Raw genomic sequence first — 22,551 nt, 5'->3', positions numbered from 1 at the left:
TAATAGATATTTCGGGAGGTTAACAAATGGGAAGATTAGTACATTTCGAAGTACATGTGGATGATATGGAACGTGCAAAGACATTTTATGGAGAAGTATTCGGCTGGAAGTTCGAAGACTGGAGTGAATTCGCCGGAATGCCTTACTTTGGGGCGGTGACAGGGGATGAAAATGAGATGGGGATCAATGGTGCGTTGATGCAGCGTCAAAGTCCTCCGCCACAACCGAATCAACCGATGAACGGGTATTCATGTACGATGGGCGTAGAGAATTATGATGAAACGGAGAAACTCATTCTTGACCAAGGCGGCAAGGTAGCGATGCCGAAGTATGCTCTGCCTGGAATGGCGTGGCAGGGGTATTATGTGGATACGGAAGGAAATATTTTCGGGATTCATCAGCCGGATAAGGATGCGAAGTAGGGTTGGTAGAAGGTTACTAGCGAATGGATGGGTGTCTGACCTGAAATAGAGGTTAGGCACCTTTTTATTGTTTATAGTAAGGATCCAGGGGGTTTGGTGGATGTGGTAAAATAAGGATGTAGAAGAACTTCACTTGTATAAGACGAAACGAGGGAACAACTATGCTTAAAAAAATAAGAATGACGACAAGCATCATCGTTCTGGGTTTATCCCTCTATGGGCTGATTTCGGATAATAACGATTTGCTTCCTTTTACCATGGCAGGCTTGGCGGTCCTCATGGTGATCATGGGGGCGGAAGAACTCCAGAAGGACCGGAAGTCGTATCGAAGCTATCTGTTTTTTGGCGTATCTGCTTTTTTGCTCCTGGTGTCCATCGAAGGCTTTATCTACTAACTTCTTCATCATGAAAAGGAAAATCCCCCCTGTTTGTTGAATTGATTCAAGTAGAGATCAGAGGGGGAAGCGACAGTGGATTATCTATTAGAACGTGTGAACGATCAAATATTTGTATTGGCGGTTTGGGATGCTGAATGGAATTCATATAATAATTCGTACTTGATTCAGGAAGAAGCTGGATTGACAGTGATCGATTCGTGTAAAGAGGAGCACGTGGTGTTTCTCCAGCACGCCTTAAATAAAATTGGGAAAACGTCAGACGATGTAAAGCATATGCTCGTCACCCATGGTCATGAGGATCATGTGGGAGGAGCGCCGTTATTTACTAAGGCAAGGAAGGTCATTCATGCTGATGAGACGTTGCCGGTGGCGTCTTCCATTAGCGGGAAGCTCCTTGATAGGGGAACGATAGGAGATTACGAATACACCAGAGTCGGCTATCATTCTCCTGGTTCTGTGATTTTCTTTCATCGGCCCACCAGAACTCTGTTTACAGGGGATTTTCTCTGTTTCTTTGGGGATCCTTTGTCGGATGGAGGGCTTGTTTCAAAAGGGGACGATCTTAGACATGCCTGGATTGAATATCTTCAAGGTGGCGGAGTTGCAAAGTTGGACTTACCGGTATTTCTGAACGGACTAAGAATCATGCAGGAATACGAGCCGGACGTGATGTGTACAGGCCATGGCGGAGTGTTAGTGGGGGATCTTGACGTGTTCCTTGAAGAGTTAATCACTATTGGGGATGCGGATAAATAAAGAGTGGAAGGGGTGGGTGGAAGTAGATGCCCATCCCTTCTTTTTGTACGATTTTCTCTGTCCTGACCAAGATGAAATCCTCTAATGATTCAAGTCTATTATCGATGAAAGGCAACAGCCGCCTCTGCCATCTCTAGTATCTTTTGACGAAGATTCTTCGGTTCAATCACTCTTACCTGATCGGCAAAACCGAGGATATACCCCTTTGCTTCGTCTTCTGTATCAAAAGAAAGGGTCACCGGTGTCCAGTTCTCTTTGTTTCTATCCCCCATCTCAAGGACACGGGCAAAGCGTCCGGTGAATGTCAGCCTCGATAAAGCAAGTGGAGAGACCTCGACTTTCACTTCATAAGAGGGCAGCCGTTTAATGAAGGATTGAGTGGAGGATGTCCAGTACTGAGCCAGGTCGAATCCCTGGGGTCTTACGAACGTTCCGGCCAAAGAATCGGCGGAGAGGATACGGGAGGCCTTGTAATTTCGGATGTCTCCGTTTTCCTTGGAAGCCACGAGGTACCAGAGATCACCCTTCGCCACGAGTCCGAGTGGTCCCACAATGCGGTCGTCTGTTTTTCCGTCTGCACGCTGGTAGGTAATCCTAAGTTTCTGTTCCTTCCAAATGGCCTCTTTAATGACTTCAAAGGAGGCTATTTTTTCCTTCTGCTTCCTCCAAGAACTTGTGTCGATATGGATGCGGTTCCATACGTCTTTCGCGTTTTCACGGTAGATAGATGGAAGGGCGGCGATGAGTTTGTTCCGGGCTTCCTCGGACGTACGGGTCAAGCCGAGATCGTCAAGGAGCTGGGATGAAGGTGACACGAACAACGTGCGGATTTCCGATTCTTTCAACCCGGTCAAATCTGTCTGATAGTCTTCGAGTAATGACCAGCCTCCGTTTTTCCCGCGCTCTGCCACCACGGGTATCCCTGTTCCGCTCAGGGCGTCCATGTCCCTATAAATCGTCCGCTCTGAAACTTCCAATCTTTCAGCCAATTCTTTTGCGGTCATTTGGCCATTTGCTTGTAATAATATTAGGATGGATACCAGTCGGTCGCCTCTCATCTGCTTCACCTTTTTCCTGAATTTATTAAGTTTATTTAATTAAATATGACAGTGGATGTCAAGAATAGGATCGTATAATAAACGTATCTTGTAGAGGAAAGGAATGGGATGAATGAAATCTTTGACTGGAAAAGTTGCTCTCGTAACGGGAGGAAGCAGGGGAGCGGGCCGTGCGATCGCCGTTGAATTGGGAAAAGCCGGCGCAACGGTTTATGTCACGGGACGAAGTACGAAAGGGAATTCCACGAAAGGCTTTCCTGGAACGATTGACGACACGGCTTCACAAATCGAAGAAGCAGGTGGAAAGGGGATCGCGGTTCGTTGTGATCATACGGTTGATTCGGAAACGGAATCGGTCATCAGGCAAATTCGTGAAGAACAGGGAAAGCTCGATGTTCTGATCAATAATGTGTGGGGAGCGCACGACATCGGGGTTAACCCGGGGGCTTTCTGGGAGTTGCCGCTTGCCAATTGGGATACGATGTTCACGGCCGGTGTGCGGGCTCAACTGGCGACGAATCATTTTGCCATCCCGTTACTCCGTGAGAATAAAGAAGCCCTCATCATTCACACGACCTTCTGGGATGATGGCAAGTACACTGGACAGTTTTATTATGATCTGGCGAAGAATGCTCTCGTTCGCATGGCGTACGGACTTTCAGAAGAATTAAAAGGGGATAATATCGCGGTCCTTGCTGTTTCACCTGGATTTATGAGGACGGAGCTTGTACTCGAGCACATGGGGGTGGATGAGGAACATTGGCAGGAATCGGAAGACTTAAGGAAATCGGAGACCCCTTATTATATTGGACGTGCCATCACGGCGCTGGCTATGGATTCAGGGGTGATGGAGAAGACGGGACAGGTGTTAAAAGCAGGGGAACTGGCGAAGGAGTATGAGTTCACGGATGTGGATGGACGTTATATTCCGCCGTTTACGATGTAGGATGGGGAGCCCCCTTTTAAAGGGGGCTTTTTCTATTTGTAAACTCCATTCTTAATCAACCTATAAGCCGAATAGACTATTCATGATAACCACTTTCAAAAGGAATAGGGGTGGCATGATGTTTTCGGTGACAGAGATGCGTACGTTCGAGTTGTTTTCTGTTCCGCATATTGCTGTGCTTTTGATGTTTGTGGCTTTATCTTTTTTTCTGATTTATGGTAAACGACTCCTGAAACCTTATCAGCCGATCATCAAGTGGACGTTACTTGGAATCTTAGTCCTAAGCGAGCTATCATGGCATATTTGGCTCGTGGCAACGGGACAGTGGGAGGTTGGTGACCTGCCTCTGCAGCTATGTTCCATCAGTACATTCGTATCGATTTATTTGTTTTTGAAACCGAATAAGAAAGCTTTTTATTTACTGTTCTTTATCGGGTTGCTTCCACCGATCTTAAGCATGGTGACACCTGAAATGTTTTACCAATTTCCTCATTACCGTTTTCTGAAATACTTCCTCCATCATGCAGCCATTGCCTGGTCCGTCCTTTATTTCATCGTGTATGAGGGATACCGGGTGCCAAGAAAAGCTGTATGGACCGGCTTCCTGATGGTCAATCTTCTCGCCCTGCCGATTTTCTTTCTTAATCTTCTTCTCGATACGAACTTCTTTTACTTAGCCAATCCGACGGAATCCAAAACGATCCTTTCCTTTTTCGGGTCGGGTGTCATGTATTATATCAACCTGGAAATTGCGGCACTTGTGGTGTTTTTCGTGACGTATCTTCCGATGGGGGTCCTGATGAAGCGGGAGAGGGTGAATGGGTAACACTTTTCTAATTGATTCGTCTAGTGTAGAAAAGGGGTGAGGACCGTGTGAAAGATGTTGGCTATCAGTAATATCATTGCAGTGATCGCAATCGTCTATTTTATTTTGCAGCCGTTCCGTGCTGAGCCTCCGACACCCGCAGTTTCAGCAGGAGAAACCAGTATTCCTACGACACAAGGGTCCTTTTGCTGGGATGGTATTTTAAGAGCTCAGTGCGTGGATAAGGTGTACACAAGTGTGTTAGATATGGGGAAGGAACACCAACCAACCGTTGTATCCCAAAACGAAAAGATTAAAGTGAAATTTAATAAGCAACCCGGAGCATTGGAAGTGGAGCAATGGGTGGGTGAGGAGCAAATAGAAAAAGTGGAAGTAAAGGATCAATACATTGTCGTTCCAAAAGACGAAGGGGTATATGTTTATCATATACTGGCAAACTGGAAGCGGGGAAACGGGAATTATGTGTTTTCGGTGGAAGTGAAATAGCTCAATGTAAAGGGTTCACCAACCATCACCAGTTGGTGAGCCTTGCAGGTTGTTTGGCATGCTGACCGTGTTCAGAAAGCTGCCTAGGCTTTTTTAAGTCGTCCTATACAAAGGGTACACACTATTTTGAGGGACGGACCTTCTTCACGTTACTTACCAGCTACATATTTATTACTCCCAGGAAGCTTCTTGATTTCATTCCAGGCTTCAATGACATCGACTCTGATCTTGCCCTTGTTGTCGGGATCGGCAAAGAAGTCCCTGGTGAATTGATTGTATTCGAATTGCGGTGCAATCTGTTTCTTGTATGAAGGGGTTTTCTTTCGTTTTTCTTCTTCATACCATGCTTCAACTGCATCACGATAGGTCTTACCTGTATTGTTTTTGAAGTAGTTTTGGATATAGGTCGAGAAATGAAATTCCGGAATGACCGACTTGAAAAGTGCCCTCACTTCCTGACTGCAGCGATGATGTTCTGTAATGAGGGTATCAAGACTTAATGCTACTTTAGGTACTGATTTCCGGTTTCCTTTTGATTTTCTAACAGGCTTTTTGATTTCGCCTGTCTCCAGGAAGGTCTCAATCCGTTCTGATAGCTCTACCTTCGAACCAGAAGCACTGATTCCGTTGGCCCGGCTAAATGTTTGCAGCTCTTCCTTTAACCAGTAATACTCTTTAAACGCTCGGACGGGTGTATTCTTTGTTAATGAGGGTCTCAATCATACCAGCTCCTGAAATTCCATTTACATCCATTTCAGAACGAGTGTTCCTGTTTGTCCATATAAACTACTGTCGCCCTGATTGAAATAGTTGCTTATTGCCTAGGCCCAAGCAACATCACACCAACCCCAACCAAACAAATCCCCGCTCCCACCCAGTCATACAAATCAGGTGTCTTCTTATCAATCCCCCATCCCCATAGAACGGACAGCGCTATGAACACCCCTCCATAAGCGGCGTATACCCTGCCGAATGAAGGGAAGGATTGGAAGGTTGCGATGATGCCGTACAGGGCTAGGGCGATTCCGCCGGCGAGGCCCCAAGAGAGTGGTTTTCCTTCCCGGAGCCATAGCCAGATGAGGTAGCCTCCGCCGATTTCCGCAACCCCGGCAAGGACGAATAAGATGATGGCATTTAACATGTGGATCACATCCTATATAAGTTTATGTAATTGGATTATAACGTACTTCGGTGCCAAGGTTTAAAATCCACCTTTCCAAACATTTGTCTATTTCCACCAAACCTTCTACAATAAAAGGAACAAGAGATGGGCGTTCGTCTCGTACTGGAGGTGGAAGTAATGGATAATACCGAGAAACATTATTCAGAGGAAAAGTTTTGGAGTAAGTTGAAAAGGTACGGCTTGAAGGCGGGACATTCCGTCGTGTATACGGCGCTGCTTCTTTATTTTGTCCTGCAAAAGCCGGATGTTCCAAAGAAGTCGAAGATGATCATCATCGGGGCACTTGGATATTTCATCCTTCCGACAGATTTCATTCCGGACATGGCAGTAGGGATTGGTTTCACAGACGACTTTGGTGCCCTGGGTATTGCTTTATTGCAGGTGGCAATGTATATCGATGACGAGGTGAAAGCGAAGGCTAAGGCTAAGTTGACTGACTGGTTCGGGGATGATGTGGATACTTCTGAGGTTGATGGGAAGTTGTAGGGAGATCAGTCGGGAAGAATAAAAAGCAGTGAAGATTTCAGTGTCATTGACGTAAATGTTAATGATACTTTTTTTTTGGATACAGACTTCGTGTCCACTATTGACCAAGGTGACGTACGGGATGAAGTGTGTTGGGGATGATGTTTATAGTCAAGTGAGGTTTCTTTCTCCCCATATCCACTACATTTCGTTCACTTTCTCATTTTTGGGCTCATATTTTTTCGTGAAATAAAGCGTAAGGATCACTCCAAGTACCACAATTCCGATACAAATAGATAGAGGGAAGTCCCAGCGTGTATAGAGGACCGTGGTAGCCCCGATGATCGTGATCCATTCGAAGACTAAAAAGGATTTAAGGTATTTCATCGTGTTTTCTCCTTTGTTCCATTTATTGTTAATTAATAGTACCATATTTTGATTGGAGATAGTGATTAATCTCCCTCCATTACTTTTCGTCAAATAAATCCTCGTCCCCCTGTGGTTCTTTGATTCCATGCTTTTCTTCGAGGTATCGTCCGATGACCGAGTTGTTAATGCCGTCTCGAATGGCCCGCTCAACGATAATATAGAAGATAAATAGAAGCAAGATAAGGACGATTACGCTGATGAAAATTAAAAAGAGTTCCATGACACTCACCTCCCTAACTCCATTTATGGTTCACACAATCCACCCATTCAACACCATCCCCATATTCATCACCATATGGAACAAAATCGAAGGATAGATGCTATCCGTCTTTAACACCACGATGCTATAGAAGAGTCCACCAAAAGTAAAGAGGAGGCTGAGATGTAGCGGAATTCCGATGGATAGATGTAATAGACCGAATCCGAGGCTTGTGACCGTAACGGCATAAAGGACGGAGACGTTTCGTTTCAACGATGACAGCATGACGCCTCTCCAGATGAGCTCTTCCAGGGTAGCGTTCAGGATGGTAAATCCAAGTGCGAATAGCAATAATGATTTCACCTCACTGATTCCCGGTGACCAGATGAGGGGGATGAAGATGGTGCTTGATCCTGCCAGCCCAATCAGTAAAAATAAGGGCAGTGAAATGGTATGAGAAGGCATGGAGATGCGCTTTTTCCAAACCGGAAATCTTGCATGAAAACGGATCTTTTCTTTTGATATCAGGTGTGAGACGGTAATAGACATCAATATCAATAGAAGGAAAGCTCTGTTCAATACGATTTTCATTTCTTTTGAAATATCCCATTCGTTCATCCAGCCGGTTGCGAATTGAAACAGTAGTAATCCGAGAAGGAAGAAAAGGAATAAGGACACGACGGACCTGTTGACTCTGGAAGCGAGATAGAGGATGAGAAGCCCTAGCAGCGGCAGCAGTCCCCAGGCGTATGTTCGATAGGAAAGAAGAATGATCCCTGCGAAAAACAGGGCGGCCGAACTTATGAGGAAAAGCGTTTGCCGTGAACGGATCATGGGGTCCCCCTTGGTTGTTCTTTACCATTAGTTTAGCATATTTTTCCTATTAAGCATGAGTCCTTTTTTCAGGATAGACGAAGAAAGAGAGGCTTGTGGTAAAATTAGAATAGTTCACATAAGGGGGAGAAATGACCATGTACAAACACATCATATGGGATTTCGATGGCACTCTTTTTGATACCTATCCCGTGATGGCGGGAAGCTTCAAGGAAACGCTTGAAAGACAGGGAATCGAAGAGCCGTTGGAGGAAATTACGAAACATATGAAGGTATCGATGACATATGCTTTCAATCATTATGGAGAGAAGTACGGAATCGGGGACGAGTTTATCACAGCCTACGATTCACGCAGAAAAGAAGTGGAATTCGATTTGTCCAAGCCCTTTGAGGGGATCGTGGAGCTTTGTAAATATATTCATTCCACTGGCAGAAGGAATTATTTGTACACCCACAGGGGCGAGTCTTCGATCAAGATGCTGGAGAGTTATGGGCTGACAGGATACTTTTCTGACTTCATCACCTCCCAGCACGGGTTTGAGAGGAAGCCGAGCCCTAACGCCATTCAGCACCTGATTCGAACCCATCATATCGATCATTCCGAAGCGATCATGATTGGGGACCGGGATTTGGATTTGGAAGCGGGGAAGAATGCCGGGATCAGCTCCTGCTTTTTTACGGATAAGATGGAAGAGAACCCTCATGCTGATTATGTTGTGACGAGTGTGGAAGAATTGTATTCGATCATTTGAGGGTTGAACTACGATGATTGGTTTGTGGTTGAGTTCATTGGCTGCAGAGGATGAAGCATCGATGGTTAATAAGAAAAGCGGGTCGTCCTATAAGATGACCCGCTTTTTATACTGAAAAAACATAATCGGTCCCATCCATGCTCATACTATAGTATATACGTTAAAAGGAGTGAGTACCATGAGTGAATCTCAGCAGACCATGCTTGGCCGTTTAAAGGAGATCCAGGAGAATCAAACCGAAATGTGGACCAGCTATTGGCAGCAATATTCTGATTTTGCCACCTGGCCGTTTTGGGTATTGGCTGCATTGTTTATTCTTCCTTTGATCGTGCTTCTTTTTAGAATAGATAAGCGAAAGGCCCTTCTTTTAGGGTTCTATGGATATAATGTTCATGTTTTCTTTACATACGTAGATGCGATAGGAGCCAACATGGTGAAGTGGTTTTATCCATATAAAATTTTCCCGGTGCTGGCGAGCTCGGTTTCATTGGACGTATCCTTGGTCCCCGTTGCCTACATGCTCATGTATCAGTTTACATTAAACCATCATAAGAATTACTATCTATTCATGTTGCTGCTCAGTGCAGTGTTTGCATTTGCTTTCAAGCCATTGCTTGTTGCGATAGGTCTGTTTGAAATGAGCGATGGGACGAATTATTTCACCTTATTCATTGCCTACGTGGTGGTCGGTCTGATTGCGAAATGGATCACGAATGTCTTTGTTTATTTGGAAAAAAAAGCTCTTAATCGGGTGTGAAGATCTTTCAGGGTCTTCCATCTGCTTTTCCCATGACATTGATGAAATCCTCGACAAACTTTGGATAGTCCAAGTCAAGGAAGATGTTGATGTTTTTTTCAGCCGGCTTGGAACTGGGCCTGAAATCCGCGATGGACGTTCCCTTTCCAATTCCCGTGGACAAGATGTTGACCTCCCTTCTGATGGACTGCCCCATCTCCGGGTTCACCATCAGGGATAAGGTCACGACATCGTGCATGGGGGCACCGTTTATACCGGGAACAAGCTTCTTATAGGCTTCAATATAGTATTCCATGACTTCATCCATGATCTCGATCAATGGGTTATCGGACATCTGCTGGATGTAACGGATCTGGTCCATGGTGATGATGGCTTTGTTCGAGACGTTCAGGGGAACGATGTAAAGATTATTCAGATCCCTGACCACCACCTGTGAGGCAATGGGATCGCCATAGAAGTTCGCTTCCGCAGACGGGGTCACGTTACCGGGAACCATAAAGGCGCCTCCCATAATGTAAAATTCCTTGATGTCTTCGACGATATTTTCACCTAACAAATGAAGGGAGGCAAGGGATGTGTTTCTCCCTACGTCAACGATTGTGATATCGTCCTGGTCCTTGATGATTTTGTAGAGTTCTGAGAAATTGGTGAGTTCACCTGAAAAGCTCTCAGGCGGTCTGATGGGTCCGAGCCCTTCCTGTCCGTGAATCTCAGGGTAGTAGGTGGGGATTTCCCCAGAGGATGGACTATTGGTTCCCCCGATGATCGGGATATCCTCTCTCCCGGCAAGCTTGAGCAGGTAGGCGATATTATCCGTTGCCTGCTCTTTGGATGTATTCCCATAGCTTGATACGATAGCGAGTACCTGAATGTCAGGGTTCAGCAGGGCGTACATGATGGCAATGGAATCATCAATGCCGGGATCCGCAAACAAAATGATTTTCTTCATCCGTCATTCTCCTAATCAATATGATGTGTTTATATAACGTATCAATAGAAAAGAAGGATTATTCTATTAATATGAAACGTACTGCCCAAACAGATGATTTGTCATCATTCACGAAACATGTGAAGATGAATTCATACCAAATTCATCGGAATAAGGAGATGAGGATATGAACGTAGCAGTAGTAGGAGCGAATGGACAAATCGGGAAGCAAGTGATCGGGCTCTTAAAAGAAAGCAGCAAGCATACGCCAAAGGCCATTGTGAGAAAGGAAGAGCAGGCCCGGGCCTTTGAACAGGATGGGGTCCAATCTTCACTGGTTGATTTGGAAGGAACGGTAGAGGAGATTACACAGGGTCTGAAGGGTGCCGATGCCGTCGTATTCACAGCCGGCTCCGGTGGTAACACGGGAGCGGATAAAACATTGCTCATCGATTTAGACGGAGCGGTCAAAACGATGGAGGCAGCCAAGCAGGCAGGAATCGACCGGTTCATCATGGTAAGTGCCCTGCAGGCTCACAATCGTGAGAACTGGAACGAATCCTTGAAGCCGTATTATGTGGCGAAGCATTTTGCCGACCGTGCACTGGAACAGAGCGGATTAACCTATACCATCATCCGCCCGGGCGGTTTATTGAATGAAGCGGGTACAGGGAAGGTGACCGCAGGTGAGAATCTATCAAGAGCATCGATTCCCCGTGAAGATGTAGCGGGCACAATCGTAGCGAGCCTGGGAGAAAAACGTACATTTAATAAAGGCTTCGATTTGATTTCAGGAAATGATGGGATTGAAGAGGCTGTTCGAAACGTATAATGGAGAAGAAGGAATGATCACCTTGAGGGTGGTCATTCTTTTTTTTGTGAAAATTAAAGATTGTGATTAGTATTCAGTTTTGAAATAATTGGTAGTAAGGCTAGGGGGAGTCAAATGGAATGTACTCATTGTAAAAGTGAAATGGTAAAAGGCTGTAACGTCAATGTTGAAGGTGTCATGTATGGGATAAAGATAAGTAAAAAATGGAAAGGTTTATTCAATAAAGTTTCGGCAAAACCTAATGCCGCCGTTTGTTCGAACTGCGGCTATGTGGCTTTCTATGTTGATGATTATAAACAATTCAGAGAGTAGAAATAGGATTACATACCAATGGAATTTCTCACTAAAATGGTGAAGGGGGACATAGCATGACGAAGAAAAAAGGATTCATTCCTTCATTGCTATTCGGAAGTATCATTTTGTGCACGATAGCAATCGTTGCGTTCTTTGTATTTCAAGGTGATAAGGCGAGAGAAATAATCAAGGATGGATTCTCAGATGATGAGCAAGTCTCCCAAACGAACGTAGAAGAAGTAATCAATGAACATGGAAACATCAGTAATATAGAAGCTTTAGACACCTTTATTGATAAGTTGAAAGATAAACAAAAAGCAAAAATCAATGTGATCCATTATGGGATTGAGGGACAGAGAGTGGTTGAAGAATTGACCTATAATGGGGATGGTGTCCACGTTTATCGCAGTGTAGATGAGGAATTCATTGAAGAATACCGGTGTGAAAATGTGGTGACGAATGAAGAGGGTCAAAAGAAGCAGTATATTTTGAAGCAATGTACAGGTAATTTTACTGGGGATACTGTTATATTATCGACAGCTATAGAGGATTAGTTCCGCACTTTTGGAGGTGTGACAATGGGTTTTTGGACATGGGCCAGCCATATCAGTTGCTTTGGCAGGTGACATAGTGGCTGCAAATTCTATGAAAAAGAAGACGAAGAGGAGTCACGTATTCGCACTTATTTGTTTTATTGGTTTAGTGAGTGTATTTTTTGTCTGGTGGTTTAATAGGTAACGGTCTTACTGGTTCTGAGCAAAGGAACTTCACACATATCCTATAGGGGGATGAAAATGACATTAAAAGTAGGAGATATCATCAGCTTTGAACGGACTTTTAATAAAAGAGATGTTGAATTGTTCACCGAAATTTCAGGTGATGAAGGGATTCATCATTTAACGCAGGATGAACAAGGAAGACTAGTGGTTCAAGGCTTGTTAACCGCTACCCTGCCCACTAAAGTAGGTGGAGATCATAACGTATTGGCCCGTGAGATGAACTTTGAGTTTTTAAGACCGGTATTTACTGGTGATACCATATTGTGCGAAGTGAAAATTGAAAAATATGAAAGAACAGATAAAGGCAGAACAGCGATCAGGGCCACTTTTTTATGCAGAAATCAGAAAGAAAAAGAAGTTTTAAGAGGGGGATTTTCTGGGGTAATACTTTAATCCCTTAATCACTATTTTATCTGGTTTCACGTATACGAGGATGAAATCAATCATAGAGGTCAGATAAGGATGATACGAAAGATGTTGCCACGGGATTGATGGGAGTAGAAAAAGTGGGGTGAACAGGATGAAAAGGATGCTGCTAGTTAGTATGACCTTCTATACCGTTGTTACCTTACTAACGGGATGTCAGCAAAAAACGCTTTCCTTTGAAGGGAAAGGAGATTATTGGGAAGGAAGTTATATCAGCAATCAGACTTCAAACAGTGAAAATGGGGAATTTATGTTTGGATATACCGGGGAAGAGAGCATAGGGGAGATCGAATATTACATCACTTCCCGTGCAGGGGATAGTAGTGGGAAAATCAATGTGAACGGGAAAGTTTTTACACGCTCAACAGCTTGTTCCGGTTGTGCCAAGCCTGATGAAGACGATGAATTTCATGTCGTGATTCAGTGGGATGGGAAAGAGGATGAGTTCACTCTTAAGAGATAGTGTGAAGGAGGAGAGTGTATTGAAAATCAATTCACACTCATTCCTCATTACCATCCGCTTGTTTTTATGGAATCATTATGTTCAGTAATGTGGGGAAGGATGGATCAGTTCTCAAGAGGTCGTGATACCCGATCGGAAAAGGGAGTTGTTTTGTTTGAATAGGAAACTTTTATCACTAGTCATTCTGGTAGGTATGATTCTCTCTGGTTGCAGCGGAGAAAAGGATGAAACCAAATGGAAGGAATCAGAAACCTTTCAACATGAAAACGTAACTCTGTATGGGACTGAGGGTGTGTTTGGAATCACCAAAGTTAACGGTGAAGCGAATGAACCTGAATTTCCTTTTGGTGAGGGAAGACAGTATGATGTTTATTTTCTGGATGATTCAGCGGACGTTAATGGAAAGAAGTATGTGATGTTAGCTACTCATAAGGAAACCGATGAAACGATTCATCTCTATGAATGGGGAATCGAAAATCACAGGAGTGGTGCGAAATTCGCCCTTGGAAGAGAAGGGCTTTGGATGATTGACGTGACGGTGGATGAAGAAGAATTAACCAGTTTTGTGGTGAAAGTAGAAAAGCCGTTATAGATGTTTAAAGGGAACTCCGGTCTATATGGAATTCCCTTTCTGCTTCATCCGTTCGAGACTCTCTTGAAGTCCCGGGAATCCACCGTGTAGGTTGTGCCTTGAATGGATTTTGCTCTCTTTTTTCTCTGTGATCTGATTTTTTTGCTATATACTTTTGCCGGGGTAAGTCCTTTTTCAATTCCGGCTGCCATACTGTTGACCGCCAGGATGGAGATGGTGAAGCAGGCTAACGGTCCGATGGCAAGCCACCACTGATAATTGATCTGCTTGATATACATGCCAAGCAGTCCGGACCATTCGTTGGCAATCGGCATGGGTGGGTCACAATAGATATCGTAGCAAACCGAGGTTCCTCCAAAGTAAATTTGGAAGATGCCAAGATGTGCAATGATGAGCAGTACCTGAACGACGATCCTCGGGAAAATGATGAAGAGTCTTGGCTGCAGGTGAGGGATCACATGCTTCTTGAAAATGTGAAAGGGGGATGCCCCCAGTGTGATCGCACTCTCGATGAATTCCTTCTTTAAGATTTCCCTCGTTTCATCCGCAATCAATAGAGCGGTCGTTGGGGTGAGGATAATGGCCAGCATGATGATTTCATAGATGACTCTTCCGGTTAATGAGTAGGCAAACCCTTCAGGTGGCTCCCAAAGAACCGGATGAAGGATGTTATAAGCGATGATGGATAATGGCACAAAATAAAAAGACGATGACATTCCCTTCACCATGGCCTTCGATCCTTGTTTCTTCCAAAAGGCAAGAAGGGTTCCCGATAGAAAAGCCAGTGAAAATCCAAGAAGAGATGTCAAAAAAGTGGCTCCAAATGTATATTTGGCCCCTTGAAGAAGCTTTTCAAGCATGTGGTTCCCATATTTATCTGTTCCAAAAGGATAGTCTTTGGCCGGTTCTAATGGAGCCCCGGCAATCATATTCCCTTCGCTGTCTTTCAGCCATTCAGTCTGAGGGATGGCTGAATCAAAATGGGTCGCGTGAATAATGCTTGCAAGTGTAATAAGGAAGATTGTTAGAAATCCTAAAATAAACAGGGGCTGTCTGATGACCCTCGACATTATAAGTCCACCTCATTACCTGTAATGGAATTGGCTGTTCGTTGAACCATTTTCAAAAATAAATAAAGCGGGATGAACAGCAGGATCGATGTAACGGCAAAAAGGGTAGGAGTATTATAAGAGAACAAGAAAGTGGTTACTCCCAGCATGTTGAATAAATATTCCAAGATAAGTAGGTTGGACAACATAAGCGCCATGACATTTTTACCGTGGTAAGCGAGACTGATGATGGTGTTCCGGAACACATGGATGATTAAGATGCGGAAGTAAGACAATCCTTTGCTCCTGGCAAGCTCTACATATTGCTTATCAAATTCCTCATTCATCAGAACGGTCATGGTCTTGATGAAATACATGGTCGGAAGGAGGGATAAACAAAGAATCGGCAATACATAAGCCCTGTCTTCTCCCAGTGCCACAAAGTCGAAGATAAAAACCCCGGTCTTCTTGAACAGCCATACGACGAACAGCTGACTTCCCACAATGATGAAAATGTCTGGAAGTGAACTGAAGACGAAGGAGATAGAATCAATCACTAGCTGAAAGGGCTTGCCGATCAGGAAGTAGAAGAACAGGACGACGATGGCGATCAACAAGGAAAGAAACAATGCTGAAAAAAAGACAATAAGTGAATATTCATAAGCGTTCCAAAAGAATGGGAAAAGCTCTCTTTTCACTCCGGAAATCGGGTTGATGTATACTAAATTTGCGATGGAAAAGAACCCCGAGAGAATCTGCCATACTTCATTGATGATGGAAGGAAGGAGGCTGATGGCAAAGATACCGGTTACTATCATCACGATTTGTAAGATGGATGATCCTGCTTTTTTCATACTAAATCTCCTTTTTTTATTTATGTATCGATCTTCTCAGCGATTTCAATCAGCTGTTGTTTCGTCATTTCATCAAGAGAATAGGTGAGCACTTCATACATGATCTTCTCTCCGTCATATTCCTTGATCCATAAGATGGACTGATAAGGAAATTCGCCCCTCTCCTGTTTAAGGTAAAAGGCATCATGCCTCTTCAGTTTAACTTTGGTAATGACCAGCTCGCCGTCATCCAATGGCATATTTTCGTATAATTCCACCTTGGAGGAGCTCCGTACAAAGACTTCGGTCTCTTCATTTCGATATTCGGTCACGGTCACGATTTGATCGTCCTTTTCCTCTACCTCCACTATTTTGGCGAGGATTTCTTTATCGCTGTGTCGGGCTTTGGCATAAAGTTCAGATTCTGCCAGTTTAAATTGACCTTGTTCTGCATCGACGGTCATTTTCCCGTTATCAAATCTGAAGCCGAAAGGAAGGGTTGCACTTGGGATATAAGCATGGTGAATGGAGTCACGGTACGTTTGAAAATCCGTAAATCTCCTTGGCTGTCTGTAGACCGTGAAATTTTTCTCGGGATAGTCACTTACTTGATAATAAATAAGGGCTTCACCGGGCTTCACTTTTTCTTTAAACGACTCGGTTATCCCGGCATCCCACTCTTTGATGTCTGAATCAGACTGAGTCAATTCCATGACCACTTCCCCATTTGAATCAAACAGCTGAAACCCTTGTGAAGCAAGCACTCCCACAGTGGAAACGGTAACGAGTCCTCCACCGATCAGCGCGGCCTTAATGCCTTTCCTTAAGGGTAACGAAAAAAAACGCCTTTTTTTCCTGCCTTCAGTTTCAATTCTGTCATACGTTTCGTCTATTCTTTTTCTGACAGTAGAAGGAAGTGGCTCATCTTGAAATAGTTCTTTCATTTTCGAGTCAAACTGCTCTCCTTTCATTTCCAGGCACTCCTTTTCAACGGGGGTTGTTCTTCATCCAGAAACGTCATCAACTGCTGTCTCGCCGTAGATAACCGGGACTTCACGGTTCCTTCCGGTATGTTCACAATTTCCGCTATTTCCTTGATGGTCAGGTCTTCGAAGTAATAAAGTGTGGTCACCGTTCGTAAAGAATCGTTCAATGATGATACGGCTTCCTGCACCGAAAGCTTCAAATCGATTTCCGTCTTATCCCATTCGTGACATTCCCGGACAGGTATGACCATTTTTCGTTTGTTCAGCAAGGAATAACATTCATGGATCAAAATTCGAATCAACCACGTTTTGAAATAGTTCTCTTCCTGTAAATCAGAAATTTTCTTGAAACAGATTAAGATTGTTTCCTGGATGGCATCGGCGCAATCTTCATCTTTCTTTAAAATTCCCTTGGCCACACGGTACATGGATTGTTCATATTGTTTCATCAATTTAATAAATGATGGATGATGTCCTATTTTCGCTTTCCTGATGAGTTTGTTATCCGGCAAAAAGCCCACACCTCCTACGTACTTCCAGGCCGTTTATCATTAGATATGAAAAATTGGGATTTGGTTCAAATAAATTTTACATTATTTTGGATGTATAAAAATGGTACCATAATTTAAGGAGCGGGAATTGCTTTGTGAGAGAAGTACTTAATAGAATTCTAGGAATTGAACAAGTATGTGTAGATGGAAGGAGAAGATGTATGAGAGAAATCACATTATCAAATGGAAAAACTGTGAACGTGGAATGTTTGAGTTGTGCTTTAACAAGCGGGTTAGTGGTGCCTGATGGAGGTGTTGTGTTGGAAACAGAATACTTCCACGCCCATCAGGATGTGGCGTATCCCATTAGAGGGCTGATCATTTTGGCTTCAAAAAGACATATCACTTGCTTCGATGAATTATCAGAAGCGGAGAAACTGGATTACATACATGTGTTAACCACGATCCGAAAAGCTCAAAGAGAAATTCTCGGAATCGAATATGTCTATTATTTCTACAACGAAGACACCACTCATCATTTTCACACTTGGATGGTTCCAAGATATGACTGGATGTATGATTTCGGGCGTTCTGTTGAGTCGGTCAGACCGGTATTGTTGCATGCAAGAAATAAGATGAATAATGAGGAAAACTTGGAAAAAGTAATGGAAGCGATACATTCTTTAACTCGGGAACTAAATCCCAGCAAAAAAATTTTGAATGAATAAATTTCATTGGAATAGCCTGCTAAAGGACCAGCTTCCAAAATTTTCTTTCCTTAAACGGCCAGTACGTAATGGGATATTATCCCTTTTACTATGTTATAATTAGAATGTACGTTCGGTTTATTAGAGGAGGATTTTTTAGTTGCTGAAAAATAAAGAAGATGTGATCAAGTTAATTGAGAACGACCCTGGAATGATGGAGATTATTAAGACTGCAAGCTCATTGGATCTACCCGATTGGTGGATATGCGCTGGTTTTATACGTTCGAAAATATGGGATACTCTCCATGGATATAAAGAGAGAACCCATATTCAAGATGTGGATGTCATCTATTATGACAAAGGAAATTGTGAAGAAGAAATTGAAAAAAGGTTAGAAAGAGAATTACGAACCATCATGCCTTCCATCCCCTGGTCAGTTAAGAATGAAGCAAGGATGCATTTTGTAAACGACCTTCCGCCCTATACTTCTTCTAAAGATGCGATTTCGAAATTTCCTGAGACAGTGACTGCTCTTGGAGTGAAGTTGGACAGGGAAGGTCATTTGGTTGTTACGGCTCCATGTGGACTGGATGATGTGATCAATATGGAAGTAAAGCCGACTCCTTTTTTTAGAGAGACGGAAAAGCGGGTTTCCATTTATGAAGAGAGGATCAGGAAGAAGGATTGGAAGGGGACTTGGCCTGGGATTATGGTTCATCATATAAGGAAGGCTGAGTATATGAACTTCTGCGGAATAAAGTCGGAATATTGATACTATTATTGAGTTAAACGTAATGTGAGCGTATTTAAAAAAGGAGGATGTTGATTGAAGCACTTAGAGCGACGGTTAGTGGAGAGAAAATTGAAGCTGCTTCAGATGCAGACAATTGAAGGGGCTCATGCAGGAAACATCTATCGAATCGAAGTCATGGATGAAGATCACCGACGGTCTCGTTATGTATATAAGGAATTCGCAGCTGATCGAAGTAACGAAGTAGAGATTTATTCGAAGGCAAAGGAATATATTCAGCCCTTCAGTAAATACGTTGACGTGTGGGATACTCCTCCTCAAGCCATCCTTATGCGGGATTTGCAATCACCTCTAAAAAAAGAATTTAAGGGACTATCCGATCGAAATAAAAGAAAACAAATAGTGAGCATATTAGAGAGGTTAGCAGTATTACATAGTTCTACCATTCGATTAGTTGCCAACGAGCTGCCCACTCACCGAGTCACTTCTGAATGGAGGGATTGGTGCTTGGACCAATTGACTCGTTTGCGTTCGAGGAGCCAATGGATGAATTCAGATTGGATAAATGTCATCAAGGATTCATATGATCAGTTGGATGTAACACATTACAACCCAAGGAGTCCCCTAGTCCTCACTCACGGAGATCCTCATTTAGAGAACATCTTTATTCTGGATGAACAGGTTTGGTTCATCGATTGGGAGTGGACAACTGTCGCCTCCCCTCTAAGGGACATCACCATTTTGGTGCAGGACCTGTATGATTCAAAATGGATTCAATTCGTGAAGGCCACTTATCATGAATGTCTCAAAAACAAACAATTCCATATTTCGGATGAAGATTACAGGCGGGATTATCATTATCTATACATAGACCATACCACCATGATGCTGGCCTGGGAAATCGAGAAGTATTTTCAAGGATATACAATGGAAGAAGAGATACAAAGAATGATAGATTTTAAGATTGGAGAGCTTAATAGGGTAAGGGAGGAAGAGTTAGGTTTATAGAATCCGATCAGAAAAAAAGATGAGGAAACGAAGGATTGTACATGATAAATGGACGGTCCCAAAGTTGGAGTTCAGTTAAGTCATTTGACCTTCAGCTTTTTTTATGAATTTCCAATAAATGAAACTTTCACCGGATTCAAACGTATGTAAGAAAAAGTTAAATGGGCAGCCAGTGTAAAAGGTGCTATGGCTCATTATTAGGAAAGAAAAGAGGATGGAGAGCGTGGTTGAAAAGGAAAATGTGGTGTTAGAATGGGTGAAAGCTTTGGTGATCGCGTTAGTCGTTGTATTTATTGTCCGTAGCTTCTTGGTCACTCCTATCATGGTGAAGGGATCTTCCATGAATACGACCCTGCAGGACCAGGAACGGATGATTGTGTCTAAATTAGGGGACACCGAGCGGTTTGATATCGTTGTGTTTCATGCAAATGAGGAACAGGATTATATTAAGCGCGTGATCGGCCTTCCTGGAGATACAATCGAGTATAAAGGGGACACGCTATACGTAAACGGGAAAGCGTATGAGGAGCCTTACCTGGATGAGCAAAAAGAGAATGTACAGGGTGACTTGACCATGCCTTTTACCTTGGAGGAAACGGCTGTCGGACAATCGACCGTTCCGCTAGGTCATCTGTTCGTGATGGGGGATAACAGAAGGGATAGCAAGGATAGCCGGCATATTGGCGCGATTCCTATGGAGGAGATTGTTGGCACTACGAATGTTGTGTTTTATCCGCTTAAGGATATGAGGATTGTTGGGGAGTAGTTTATTTTGGAAAGACGCTATAAATTCGTAATAGCTTTTTCTCTAGTACTAGGAGCGAGCTATTTACCGAATAGGTTTCGCGATCAGACATGAAGATTATGGAGGCTATGCTATTTAATAAATGAATATCAGAACCAATGATGATCCATAAATCTGAAAAGATTTGTCGGAATCTTCTTAAATGTGAATAAAGACAGGAGTGTAAGATATGGAAGTAAAGGTATCAAAAATTGACGATAACTTAAATATTAAGTGGCAATTGAGTAACATCAATATTCCATTATCGGATATTAAAGAAGTGCGAGATGATGATACATATAGCGGTGAAGTGAAAACAGCAATGAGAATAGGTTATCCATATGGACACACGGATAGAGTCGTGATTCAAACAAGCTCAGAAACGTATATTTTGTTCACGAGTAATGGGGGTTTGAAAGAGAAGATATTGTCGTACATTGGGAGTCAAAGAGTACGGTCCTGATTACTGCGCGGACATCGAGTTAAGTAAACAATTAAACAGGGGGAAATACACATGAACAAAACCATCACCATTCTTCACACCAACGACCTTCACGGAAACTATGATCTGGTCGTACGACAGGCTGCCTACATAAAGAAACGTGTCAGTGAGCTTAAAGCGCAAGGGGAAAGTTATGTATTGCTGGATGGCGGGGATCATTTGGATATGAGCATCAATGAGTGCCTGGCGACGAATGGCGATATGCATTTGGAGATGCTTGCGGATGTGGGGTATCATGCGATGTCTGTGGGGAATAATGAGCTGCTGCGATCGACACCGGAGTTGATACGAAAGCATAGCCGGGAGACCAGTGTGCCGTGGTTGTTATCGAATCTTGTAGAGGGTGATGGGACAGTCATCGGCGGGATGAAAGAAACGCTCCTCGTGACAGTGGATAACGGTTTGAAGGTTGGATTATTTGGAGCGACCGATCAATTCGGGGATCTTTATGAAAACAAGCACGGATTCAGGAATCTGGAAACCCTTACAGCCATCAAAAAAGCGGTGGCGGACTTAAAAGCTCAGGGTGCAGATGTCATCGTCTTTCTATCCCATCTGGGCTATGGTGCCGATATGGAGATGGCGAAAGAAGTCAGCGGCCTGGTCGATGTGATCGTGGGAGCTCACTCTCATACAGTGCTTCAACGTCCCGTTGTGGAATCAGGTGTCGTGATTGTTCAAGCAGGGTCTCATGGACAATATGTCGGGGAGTTGAAATTGGATGTACATATCGAGAATGGTCTTTATAAAATTGAATCGTATAAAGGGAAATTAATTGAAATCACTTCCGAGTCCGAAGCCGATGCCAGCATGGAAGCCATTTTAGAAAAAGGTCGTGAGGAAACGAATGAGTTTCTGTCTGAGGTATTGTACACGATGAGGGAAGACCTTGCTCATGCTGATATCATTCAGTTCATGGCTGAAGCTGTTCGGGACTATTGGAAGGCGGAGATCGGCATTATGTATGGGGGAGCCGCTGTGGATGAAGGCCTGCAATCCGGCGATGTGACGAAGGGGGATGTGTACAATCGATGCAAAAGCATGCATTCTCCTGTGTTGATGGAGCTAAAGGGTGAACAGATTGCGAGATTGATAGAGGATAGTTTTAATGGGGAGATTACCTCCAAGCAGGTATACGGAAATGGATTCAGGCCACACGGGATCCCGATTGGGGCTCTAGGGTTCTCTGGAGTTACGTGGAGTCGTCATGACGACGTAATTTCCGATGTGAAAGTGAATGGAGAAAGCCTGGTGGAAGAGAAGGTCTACAAGGTAGGGACAGGGTCTCCGTTATTGTACGAAGAAGTATGTGGATACGCGTCGGTGAAAGGGAATAAGTTGATCGAGGTTGGTAAGACGGAGATGGTGAAGGATGTATTTATGAATTATTTAAGAGCCGGCCGGGATAGATCAGTGATGGTCAATCGTTAGATGGTTGAGGTTCAGGACGGGACATTTATTGAGTTCGTCATTTTGAGATGGAAATCTGCTTTTTTTTGATAAAATAACCGCTTTTGGGCTTGAAATGTGCTTTTAAGCCTCATTGTAGGTTCATTTGTCTGTTCATTTATAAAAATTTTATACCCTCCTGGAATATATCTATTTAGCCCCCTAA

The 22,551-nt window shown here is 43.5% G+C and carries 32 protein-coding genes and 1 pseudogene; 22 read left to right on the top strand and 11 right to left on the bottom strand.

Features of this window, described 5'->3' with window-relative positions; translation table 11 throughout:
• Nucleotides 1-26 precede the first annotated feature (26 nt).
• The 3 genes from ACIFOD_RS16560 (at nucleotide 27) to ACIFOD_RS16550 (ending at nucleotide 1,576) form a co-directional block, all read left to right on the top strand.
• The gene (locus tag ACIFOD_RS16560) at nucleotides 27-422 is read left to right on the top strand and encodes a VOC family protein (RefSeq protein WP_430315545.1); all 396 of its coding nucleotides are present in this window, start codon (nucleotides 27-29) and stop codon (nucleotides 420-422) included.
• A gap of 161 nt (nucleotides 423-583) precedes the next feature.
• Complete coding sequence (locus tag ACIFOD_RS16555) at nucleotides 584-817, top strand: hypothetical protein (RefSeq protein ID WP_430315544.1); 234 nt, start codon at nucleotides 584-586, stop codon at nucleotides 815-817.
• A 75-nt stretch (nucleotides 818-892) separates the two neighbouring features.
• Nucleotides 893-1,576, top strand: coding sequence for an MBL fold metallo-hydrolase (locus tag ACIFOD_RS16550; RefSeq protein WP_430315543.1), 684 nt, complete (start codon nucleotides 893-895; stop codon nucleotides 1,574-1,576).
• 98 nt (nucleotides 1,577-1,674) lie between these two features.
• Here ACIFOD_RS16550 and ACIFOD_RS16545 read toward each other — a convergent pair whose 3' ends face one another.
• Complete coding sequence (locus ACIFOD_RS16545) at nucleotides 1,675-2,634, bottom strand: helix-turn-helix transcriptional regulator (protein WP_430315762.1); 960 nt, start codon at nucleotides 2,632-2,634, stop codon at nucleotides 1,675-1,677.
• A gap of 112 nt (nucleotides 2,635-2,746) precedes the next feature.
• Here ACIFOD_RS16545 and ACIFOD_RS16540 point away from each other — a divergent pair, with 112 nt between their 5' ends.
• The 3 genes from ACIFOD_RS16540 (at nucleotide 2,747) to ACIFOD_RS16530 (ending at nucleotide 4,892) form a co-directional block, all read left to right on the top strand.
• Nucleotides 2,747-3,580: an SDR family NAD(P)-dependent oxidoreductase gene (locus ACIFOD_RS16540; RefSeq protein ID WP_430315542.1), complete on the top strand. Its 834-nt coding sequence runs from the start codon at nucleotides 2,747-2,749 to the stop codon at nucleotides 3,578-3,580.
• 118 nt (nucleotides 3,581-3,698) lie between these two features.
• A complete protein-coding gene (locus ACIFOD_RS16535; protein WP_430315541.1) occupies nucleotides 3,699-4,406 on the top strand; it encodes a TIGR02206 family membrane protein in 708 nt (235 codons plus the stop codon).
• 57 nt (nucleotides 4,407-4,463) lie between these two features.
• Nucleotides 4,464-4,892: a hypothetical protein gene (locus ACIFOD_RS16530; RefSeq protein WP_430315540.1), complete on the top strand. Its 429-nt coding sequence runs from the start codon at nucleotides 4,464-4,466 to the stop codon at nucleotides 4,890-4,892.
• 149 nt (nucleotides 4,893-5,041) lie between these two features.
• On the opposite strand, the gene ACIFOD_RS16525 is transcribed toward ACIFOD_RS16530, so the two are convergent.
• Nucleotides 5,042-5,611, bottom strand: a complete 570-nt coding sequence (locus ACIFOD_RS16525) for a DUF6434 domain-containing protein (protein ID WP_430315539.1) — start codon at nucleotides 5,609-5,611, stop codon at nucleotides 5,042-5,044.
• Nucleotides 5,612-5,706: 95 nt separating this feature from the next.
• Nucleotides 5,707-6,033, bottom strand: coding sequence for a YnfA family protein (locus ACIFOD_RS16520; RefSeq protein WP_430315538.1), 327 nt, complete (start codon nucleotides 6,031-6,033; stop codon nucleotides 5,707-5,709).
• A gap of 159 nt (nucleotides 6,034-6,192) precedes the next feature.
• Between ACIFOD_RS16520 and ACIFOD_RS16515 the strand changes: the two genes are divergently transcribed.
• Entirely contained in the window at nucleotides 6,193-6,561 is a 369-nt protein-coding gene (locus ACIFOD_RS16515) for a YkvA family protein (protein WP_430315537.1), read from the top strand.
• A 180-nt stretch (nucleotides 6,562-6,741) separates the two neighbouring features.
• On the opposite strand, the gene ACIFOD_RS16510 is transcribed toward ACIFOD_RS16515, so the two are convergent.
• The 3 genes from ACIFOD_RS16510 to ACIFOD_RS16500 form a co-directional block, all read right to left on the bottom strand.
• A complete protein-coding gene (locus ACIFOD_RS16510) occupies nucleotides 6,742-6,927 on the bottom strand; it encodes a hypothetical protein (protein ID WP_430315536.1) in 186 nt (61 codons plus the stop codon).
• Between the two features lie 79 nt (nucleotides 6,928-7,006).
• Nucleotides 7,007-7,189: a hypothetical protein gene (locus ACIFOD_RS16505; protein ID WP_430315535.1), complete on the bottom strand. Its 183-nt coding sequence runs from the start codon at nucleotides 7,187-7,189 to the stop codon at nucleotides 7,007-7,009.
• Between the two features lie 30 nt (nucleotides 7,190-7,219).
• Nucleotides 7,220-8,002 (bottom strand): CPBP family intramembrane glutamic endopeptidase, encoded by a 783-nt coding sequence (locus ACIFOD_RS16500; protein WP_430315534.1) that lies wholly within the window; start codon nucleotides 8,000-8,002, stop codon nucleotides 7,220-7,222.
• A 137-nt stretch (nucleotides 8,003-8,139) separates the two neighbouring features.
• Between ACIFOD_RS16500 and ACIFOD_RS16495 the strand changes: the two genes are divergently transcribed.
• Nucleotides 8,140-8,754, top strand: coding sequence for an HAD-IA family hydrolase (locus ACIFOD_RS16495; protein WP_430315533.1), 615 nt, complete (start codon nucleotides 8,140-8,142; stop codon nucleotides 8,752-8,754).
• Nucleotides 8,755-8,932: 178 nt separating this feature from the next.
• On the top strand, nucleotides 8,933-9,511 hold the full coding sequence (locus tag ACIFOD_RS16490; protein ID WP_430315532.1) for a CBO0543 family protein: 579 nt from the start codon (nucleotides 8,933-8,935) through the stop codon (nucleotides 9,509-9,511).
• Between the two features lie 7 nt (nucleotides 9,512-9,518).
• On the opposite strand, the gene ACIFOD_RS16485 is transcribed toward ACIFOD_RS16490, so the two are convergent.
• The gene (locus tag ACIFOD_RS16485; RefSeq protein ID WP_430315531.1) at nucleotides 9,519-10,460 is read right to left on the bottom strand and encodes a nucleoside hydrolase; all 942 of its coding nucleotides are present in this window, start codon (nucleotides 10,458-10,460) and stop codon (nucleotides 9,519-9,521) included.
• 166 nt (nucleotides 10,461-10,626) lie between these two features.
• On the opposite strand from ACIFOD_RS16485, the gene ACIFOD_RS16480 reads away from it, so the two are divergent.
• The 7 genes and pseudogenes from ACIFOD_RS16480 (at nucleotide 10,627) to ACIFOD_RS16450 (ending at nucleotide 13,825) form a co-directional block, all read left to right on the top strand.
• Nucleotides 10,627-11,271, top strand: a complete 645-nt coding sequence (locus ACIFOD_RS16480) for an SDR family oxidoreductase (RefSeq protein WP_430315530.1) — start codon at nucleotides 10,627-10,629, stop codon at nucleotides 11,269-11,271.
• A 114-nt stretch (nucleotides 11,272-11,385) separates the two neighbouring features.
• On the top strand, nucleotides 11,386-11,583 hold the full coding sequence (locus tag ACIFOD_RS16475) for a hypothetical protein (protein ID WP_430315529.1): 198 nt from the start codon (nucleotides 11,386-11,388) through the stop codon (nucleotides 11,581-11,583).
• A gap of 56 nt (nucleotides 11,584-11,639) precedes the next feature.
• A complete protein-coding gene (locus tag ACIFOD_RS16470; RefSeq protein WP_430315528.1) occupies nucleotides 11,640-12,119 on the top strand; it encodes a DUF4362 domain-containing protein in 480 nt (159 codons plus the stop codon).
• 240 nt (nucleotides 12,120-12,359) lie between these two features.
• A complete protein-coding gene (locus ACIFOD_RS16465) occupies nucleotides 12,360-12,737 on the top strand; it encodes a hotdog domain-containing protein (RefSeq protein ID WP_430315527.1) in 378 nt (125 codons plus the stop codon).
• Between the two features lie 6 nt (nucleotides 12,738-12,743).
• A pseudogene (locus ACIFOD_RS16460) lies at nucleotides 12,744-12,836 on the top strand (DinB family protein); the annotation flags it as partial.
• Nucleotides 12,837-12,873: 37 nt separating this feature from the next.
• Nucleotides 12,874-13,233 carry a hypothetical protein gene (locus tag ACIFOD_RS16455; protein ID WP_430315526.1) on the top strand — a complete coding sequence of 120 codons (360 nt, stop codon included), beginning with the start codon at nucleotides 12,874-12,876 and terminating at the stop codon, nucleotides 13,231-13,233.
• Nucleotides 13,234-13,387: 154 nt separating this feature from the next.
• Nucleotides 13,388-13,825 (top strand): hypothetical protein, encoded by a 438-nt coding sequence (locus ACIFOD_RS16450; protein ID WP_430315525.1) that lies wholly within the window; start codon nucleotides 13,388-13,390, stop codon nucleotides 13,823-13,825.
• 44 nt (nucleotides 13,826-13,869) lie between these two features.
• On the opposite strand, the gene ACIFOD_RS16445 is transcribed toward ACIFOD_RS16450, so the two are convergent.
• Genes ACIFOD_RS16445 through ACIFOD_RS16430 form a run of 4 tightly spaced genes read right to left on the bottom strand, consistent with a single transcriptional unit; the run spans nucleotide 13,870 to nucleotide 17,205 of the window.
• Complete coding sequence (locus ACIFOD_RS16445; protein ID WP_430315524.1) at nucleotides 13,870-14,895, bottom strand: ABC transporter permease subunit; 1,026 nt, start codon at nucleotides 14,893-14,895, stop codon at nucleotides 13,870-13,872.
• A complete protein-coding gene (locus ACIFOD_RS16440; RefSeq protein WP_430315523.1) occupies nucleotides 14,895-15,728 on the bottom strand; it encodes an ABC transporter permease subunit in 834 nt (277 codons plus the stop codon). Before ACIFOD_RS16440 ends, ACIFOD_RS16445 begins: the two co-directional genes overlap by 1 nt.
• 20 nt (nucleotides 15,729-15,748) lie before the next feature.
• Nucleotides 15,749-16,678, bottom strand: a complete 930-nt coding sequence (locus ACIFOD_RS16435) for a hypothetical protein (RefSeq protein ID WP_430315522.1) — start codon at nucleotides 16,676-16,678, stop codon at nucleotides 15,749-15,751.
• Nucleotides 16,675-17,205, bottom strand: coding sequence for a sigma-70 family RNA polymerase sigma factor (locus ACIFOD_RS16430; RefSeq protein WP_430315521.1), 531 nt, complete (start codon nucleotides 17,203-17,205; stop codon nucleotides 16,675-16,677). Before ACIFOD_RS16430 ends, ACIFOD_RS16435 begins: the two co-directional genes overlap by 4 nt.
• A gap of 200 nt (nucleotides 17,206-17,405) precedes the next feature.
• Between ACIFOD_RS16430 and ACIFOD_RS16425 the strand changes: the two genes are divergently transcribed.
• From ACIFOD_RS16425 to ACIFOD_RS16400, 6 genes are all read left to right on the top strand, one after another.
• On the top strand, nucleotides 17,406-17,912 hold the full coding sequence (locus tag ACIFOD_RS16425; protein ID WP_430315520.1) for an HIT family protein: 507 nt from the start codon (nucleotides 17,406-17,408) through the stop codon (nucleotides 17,910-17,912).
• Nucleotides 17,913-18,051: 139 nt separating this feature from the next.
• Nucleotides 18,052-18,663 carry a nucleotidyltransferase family protein gene (locus tag ACIFOD_RS16420; protein ID WP_430315519.1) on the top strand — a complete coding sequence of 204 codons (612 nt, stop codon included), beginning with the start codon at nucleotides 18,052-18,054 and terminating at the stop codon, nucleotides 18,661-18,663.
• A gap of 54 nt (nucleotides 18,664-18,717) precedes the next feature.
• Nucleotides 18,718-19,650, top strand: coding sequence for a phosphotransferase family protein (locus tag ACIFOD_RS16415; protein WP_430315518.1), 933 nt, complete (start codon nucleotides 18,718-18,720; stop codon nucleotides 19,648-19,650).
• A 223-nt stretch (nucleotides 19,651-19,873) separates the two neighbouring features.
• Nucleotides 19,874-20,416 carry a signal peptidase I gene (gene lepB / locus ACIFOD_RS16410; RefSeq protein WP_430315761.1) on the top strand — a complete coding sequence of 181 codons (543 nt, stop codon included), beginning with the start codon at nucleotides 19,874-19,876 and terminating at the stop codon, nucleotides 20,414-20,416.
• A gap of 208 nt (nucleotides 20,417-20,624) precedes the next feature.
• Nucleotides 20,625-20,897 carry a PH domain-containing protein gene (locus ACIFOD_RS16405; protein WP_430315517.1) on the top strand — a complete coding sequence of 91 codons (273 nt, stop codon included), beginning with the start codon at nucleotides 20,625-20,627 and terminating at the stop codon, nucleotides 20,895-20,897.
• Between the two features lie 51 nt (nucleotides 20,898-20,948).
• Nucleotides 20,949-22,367 (top strand): bifunctional metallophosphatase/5'-nucleotidase, encoded by a 1,419-nt coding sequence (locus tag ACIFOD_RS16400; RefSeq protein ID WP_430315516.1) that lies wholly within the window; start codon nucleotides 20,949-20,951, stop codon nucleotides 22,365-22,367.
• Nucleotides 22,368-22,551: the final 184 nt, after the last annotated feature.

Origin of the sequence: Rossellomorea sp. NRS-1567 (assembly GCF_050467885.1) — a bacterium.
In the GTDB taxonomy this organism is placed as follows: Bacteria; Bacillota; Bacilli; order Bacillales; family Bacillaceae_B; genus Rossellomorea; species Rossellomorea aquimaris_C.
Note: the sequence above shows the minus strand (reverse complement) of the source record. Positions and strands in the feature narration are given on the sequence as shown.

What these genes read in the sequence shown, in the direction of transcription:
- ACIFOD_RS16560 (WP_430315545.1), top strand. Translation starts at nt 27, where the DNA reads ATGGGAAGATTAGTACATTTCGAAGTACATGTGGATGATATGGAACGT.
- ACIFOD_RS16555 (WP_430315544.1), top strand. Translation starts at nt 584, where the DNA reads ATGCTTAAAAAAATAAGAATGACGACAAGCATCATCGTTCTGGGTTTA.
- ACIFOD_RS16545 (WP_430315762.1), bottom strand. Translation starts at nt 2,634, where the DNA reads ATGAGAGGCGACCGACTGGTATCCATCCTAATATTATTACAAGCAAAT.
- ACIFOD_RS16540 (WP_430315542.1), top strand. Translation starts at nt 2,747, where the DNA reads ATGAAATCTTTGACTGGAAAAGTTGCTCTCGTAACGGGAGGAAGCAGG.
- ACIFOD_RS16535 (WP_430315541.1), top strand. Translation starts at nt 3,699, where the DNA reads ATGTTTTCGGTGACAGAGATGCGTACGTTCGAGTTGTTTTCTGTTCCG.
- ACIFOD_RS16520 (WP_430315538.1), bottom strand. Translation starts at nt 6,033, where the DNA reads ATGTTAAATGCCATCATCTTATTCGTCCTTGCCGGGGTTGCGGAAATC.
- ACIFOD_RS16515 (WP_430315537.1), top strand. Translation starts at nt 6,193, where the DNA reads ATGGATAATACCGAGAAACATTATTCAGAGGAAAAGTTTTGGAGTAAG.
- ACIFOD_RS16510 (WP_430315536.1), bottom strand. Translation starts at nt 6,927, where the DNA reads ATGAAATACCTTAAATCCTTTTTAGTCTTCGAATGGATCACGATCATC.
- ACIFOD_RS16505 (WP_430315535.1), bottom strand. Translation starts at nt 7,189, where the DNA reads ATGGAACTCTTTTTAATTTTCATCAGCGTAATCGTCCTTATCTTGCTT.
- ACIFOD_RS16500 (WP_430315534.1), bottom strand. Translation starts at nt 8,002, where the DNA reads ATGATCCGTTCACGGCAAACGCTTTTCCTCATAAGTTCGGCCGCCCTG.
- ACIFOD_RS16495 (WP_430315533.1), top strand. Translation starts at nt 8,140, where the DNA reads ATGTACAAACACATCATATGGGATTTCGATGGCACTCTTTTTGATACC.
- ACIFOD_RS16490 (WP_430315532.1), top strand. Translation starts at nt 8,933, where the DNA reads ATGAGTGAATCTCAGCAGACCATGCTTGGCCGTTTAAAGGAGATCCAG.
- ACIFOD_RS16485 (WP_430315531.1), bottom strand. Translation starts at nt 10,460, where the DNA reads ATGAAGAAAATCATTTTGTTTGCGGATCCCGGCATTGATGATTCCATT.
- ACIFOD_RS16480 (WP_430315530.1), top strand. Translation starts at nt 10,627, where the DNA reads ATGAACGTAGCAGTAGTAGGAGCGAATGGACAAATCGGGAAGCAAGTG.
- ACIFOD_RS16475 (WP_430315529.1), top strand. Translation starts at nt 11,386, where the DNA reads ATGGAATGTACTCATTGTAAAAGTGAAATGGTAAAAGGCTGTAACGTC.
- ACIFOD_RS16470 (WP_430315528.1), top strand. Translation starts at nt 11,640, where the DNA reads ATGACGAAGAAAAAAGGATTCATTCCTTCATTGCTATTCGGAAGTATC.
- ACIFOD_RS16465 (WP_430315527.1), top strand. Translation starts at nt 12,360, where the DNA reads ATGACATTAAAAGTAGGAGATATCATCAGCTTTGAACGGACTTTTAAT.
- ACIFOD_RS16455 (WP_430315526.1), top strand. Translation starts at nt 12,874, where the DNA reads ATGCTGCTAGTTAGTATGACCTTCTATACCGTTGTTACCTTACTAACG.
- ACIFOD_RS16445 (WP_430315524.1), bottom strand. Translation starts at nt 14,895, where the DNA reads ATGTCGAGGGTCATCAGACAGCCCCTGTTTATTTTAGGATTTCTAACA.
- ACIFOD_RS16440 (WP_430315523.1), bottom strand. Translation starts at nt 15,728, where the DNA reads ATGAAAAAAGCAGGATCATCCATCTTACAAATCGTGATGATAGTAACC.
- ACIFOD_RS16435 (WP_430315522.1), bottom strand. Translation starts at nt 16,678, where the DNA reads ATGAAAGGAGAGCAGTTTGACTCGAAAATGAAAGAACTATTTCAAGAT.
- ACIFOD_RS16425 (WP_430315520.1), top strand. Translation starts at nt 17,406, where the DNA reads ATGAGAGAAATCACATTATCAAATGGAAAAACTGTGAACGTGGAATGT.
- ACIFOD_RS16405 (WP_430315517.1), top strand. Translation starts at nt 20,625, where the DNA reads ATGGAAGTAAAGGTATCAAAAATTGACGATAACTTAAATATTAAGTGG.
- ACIFOD_RS16400 (WP_430315516.1), top strand. Translation starts at nt 20,949, where the DNA reads ATGAACAAAACCATCACCATTCTTCACACCAACGACCTTCACGGAAAC.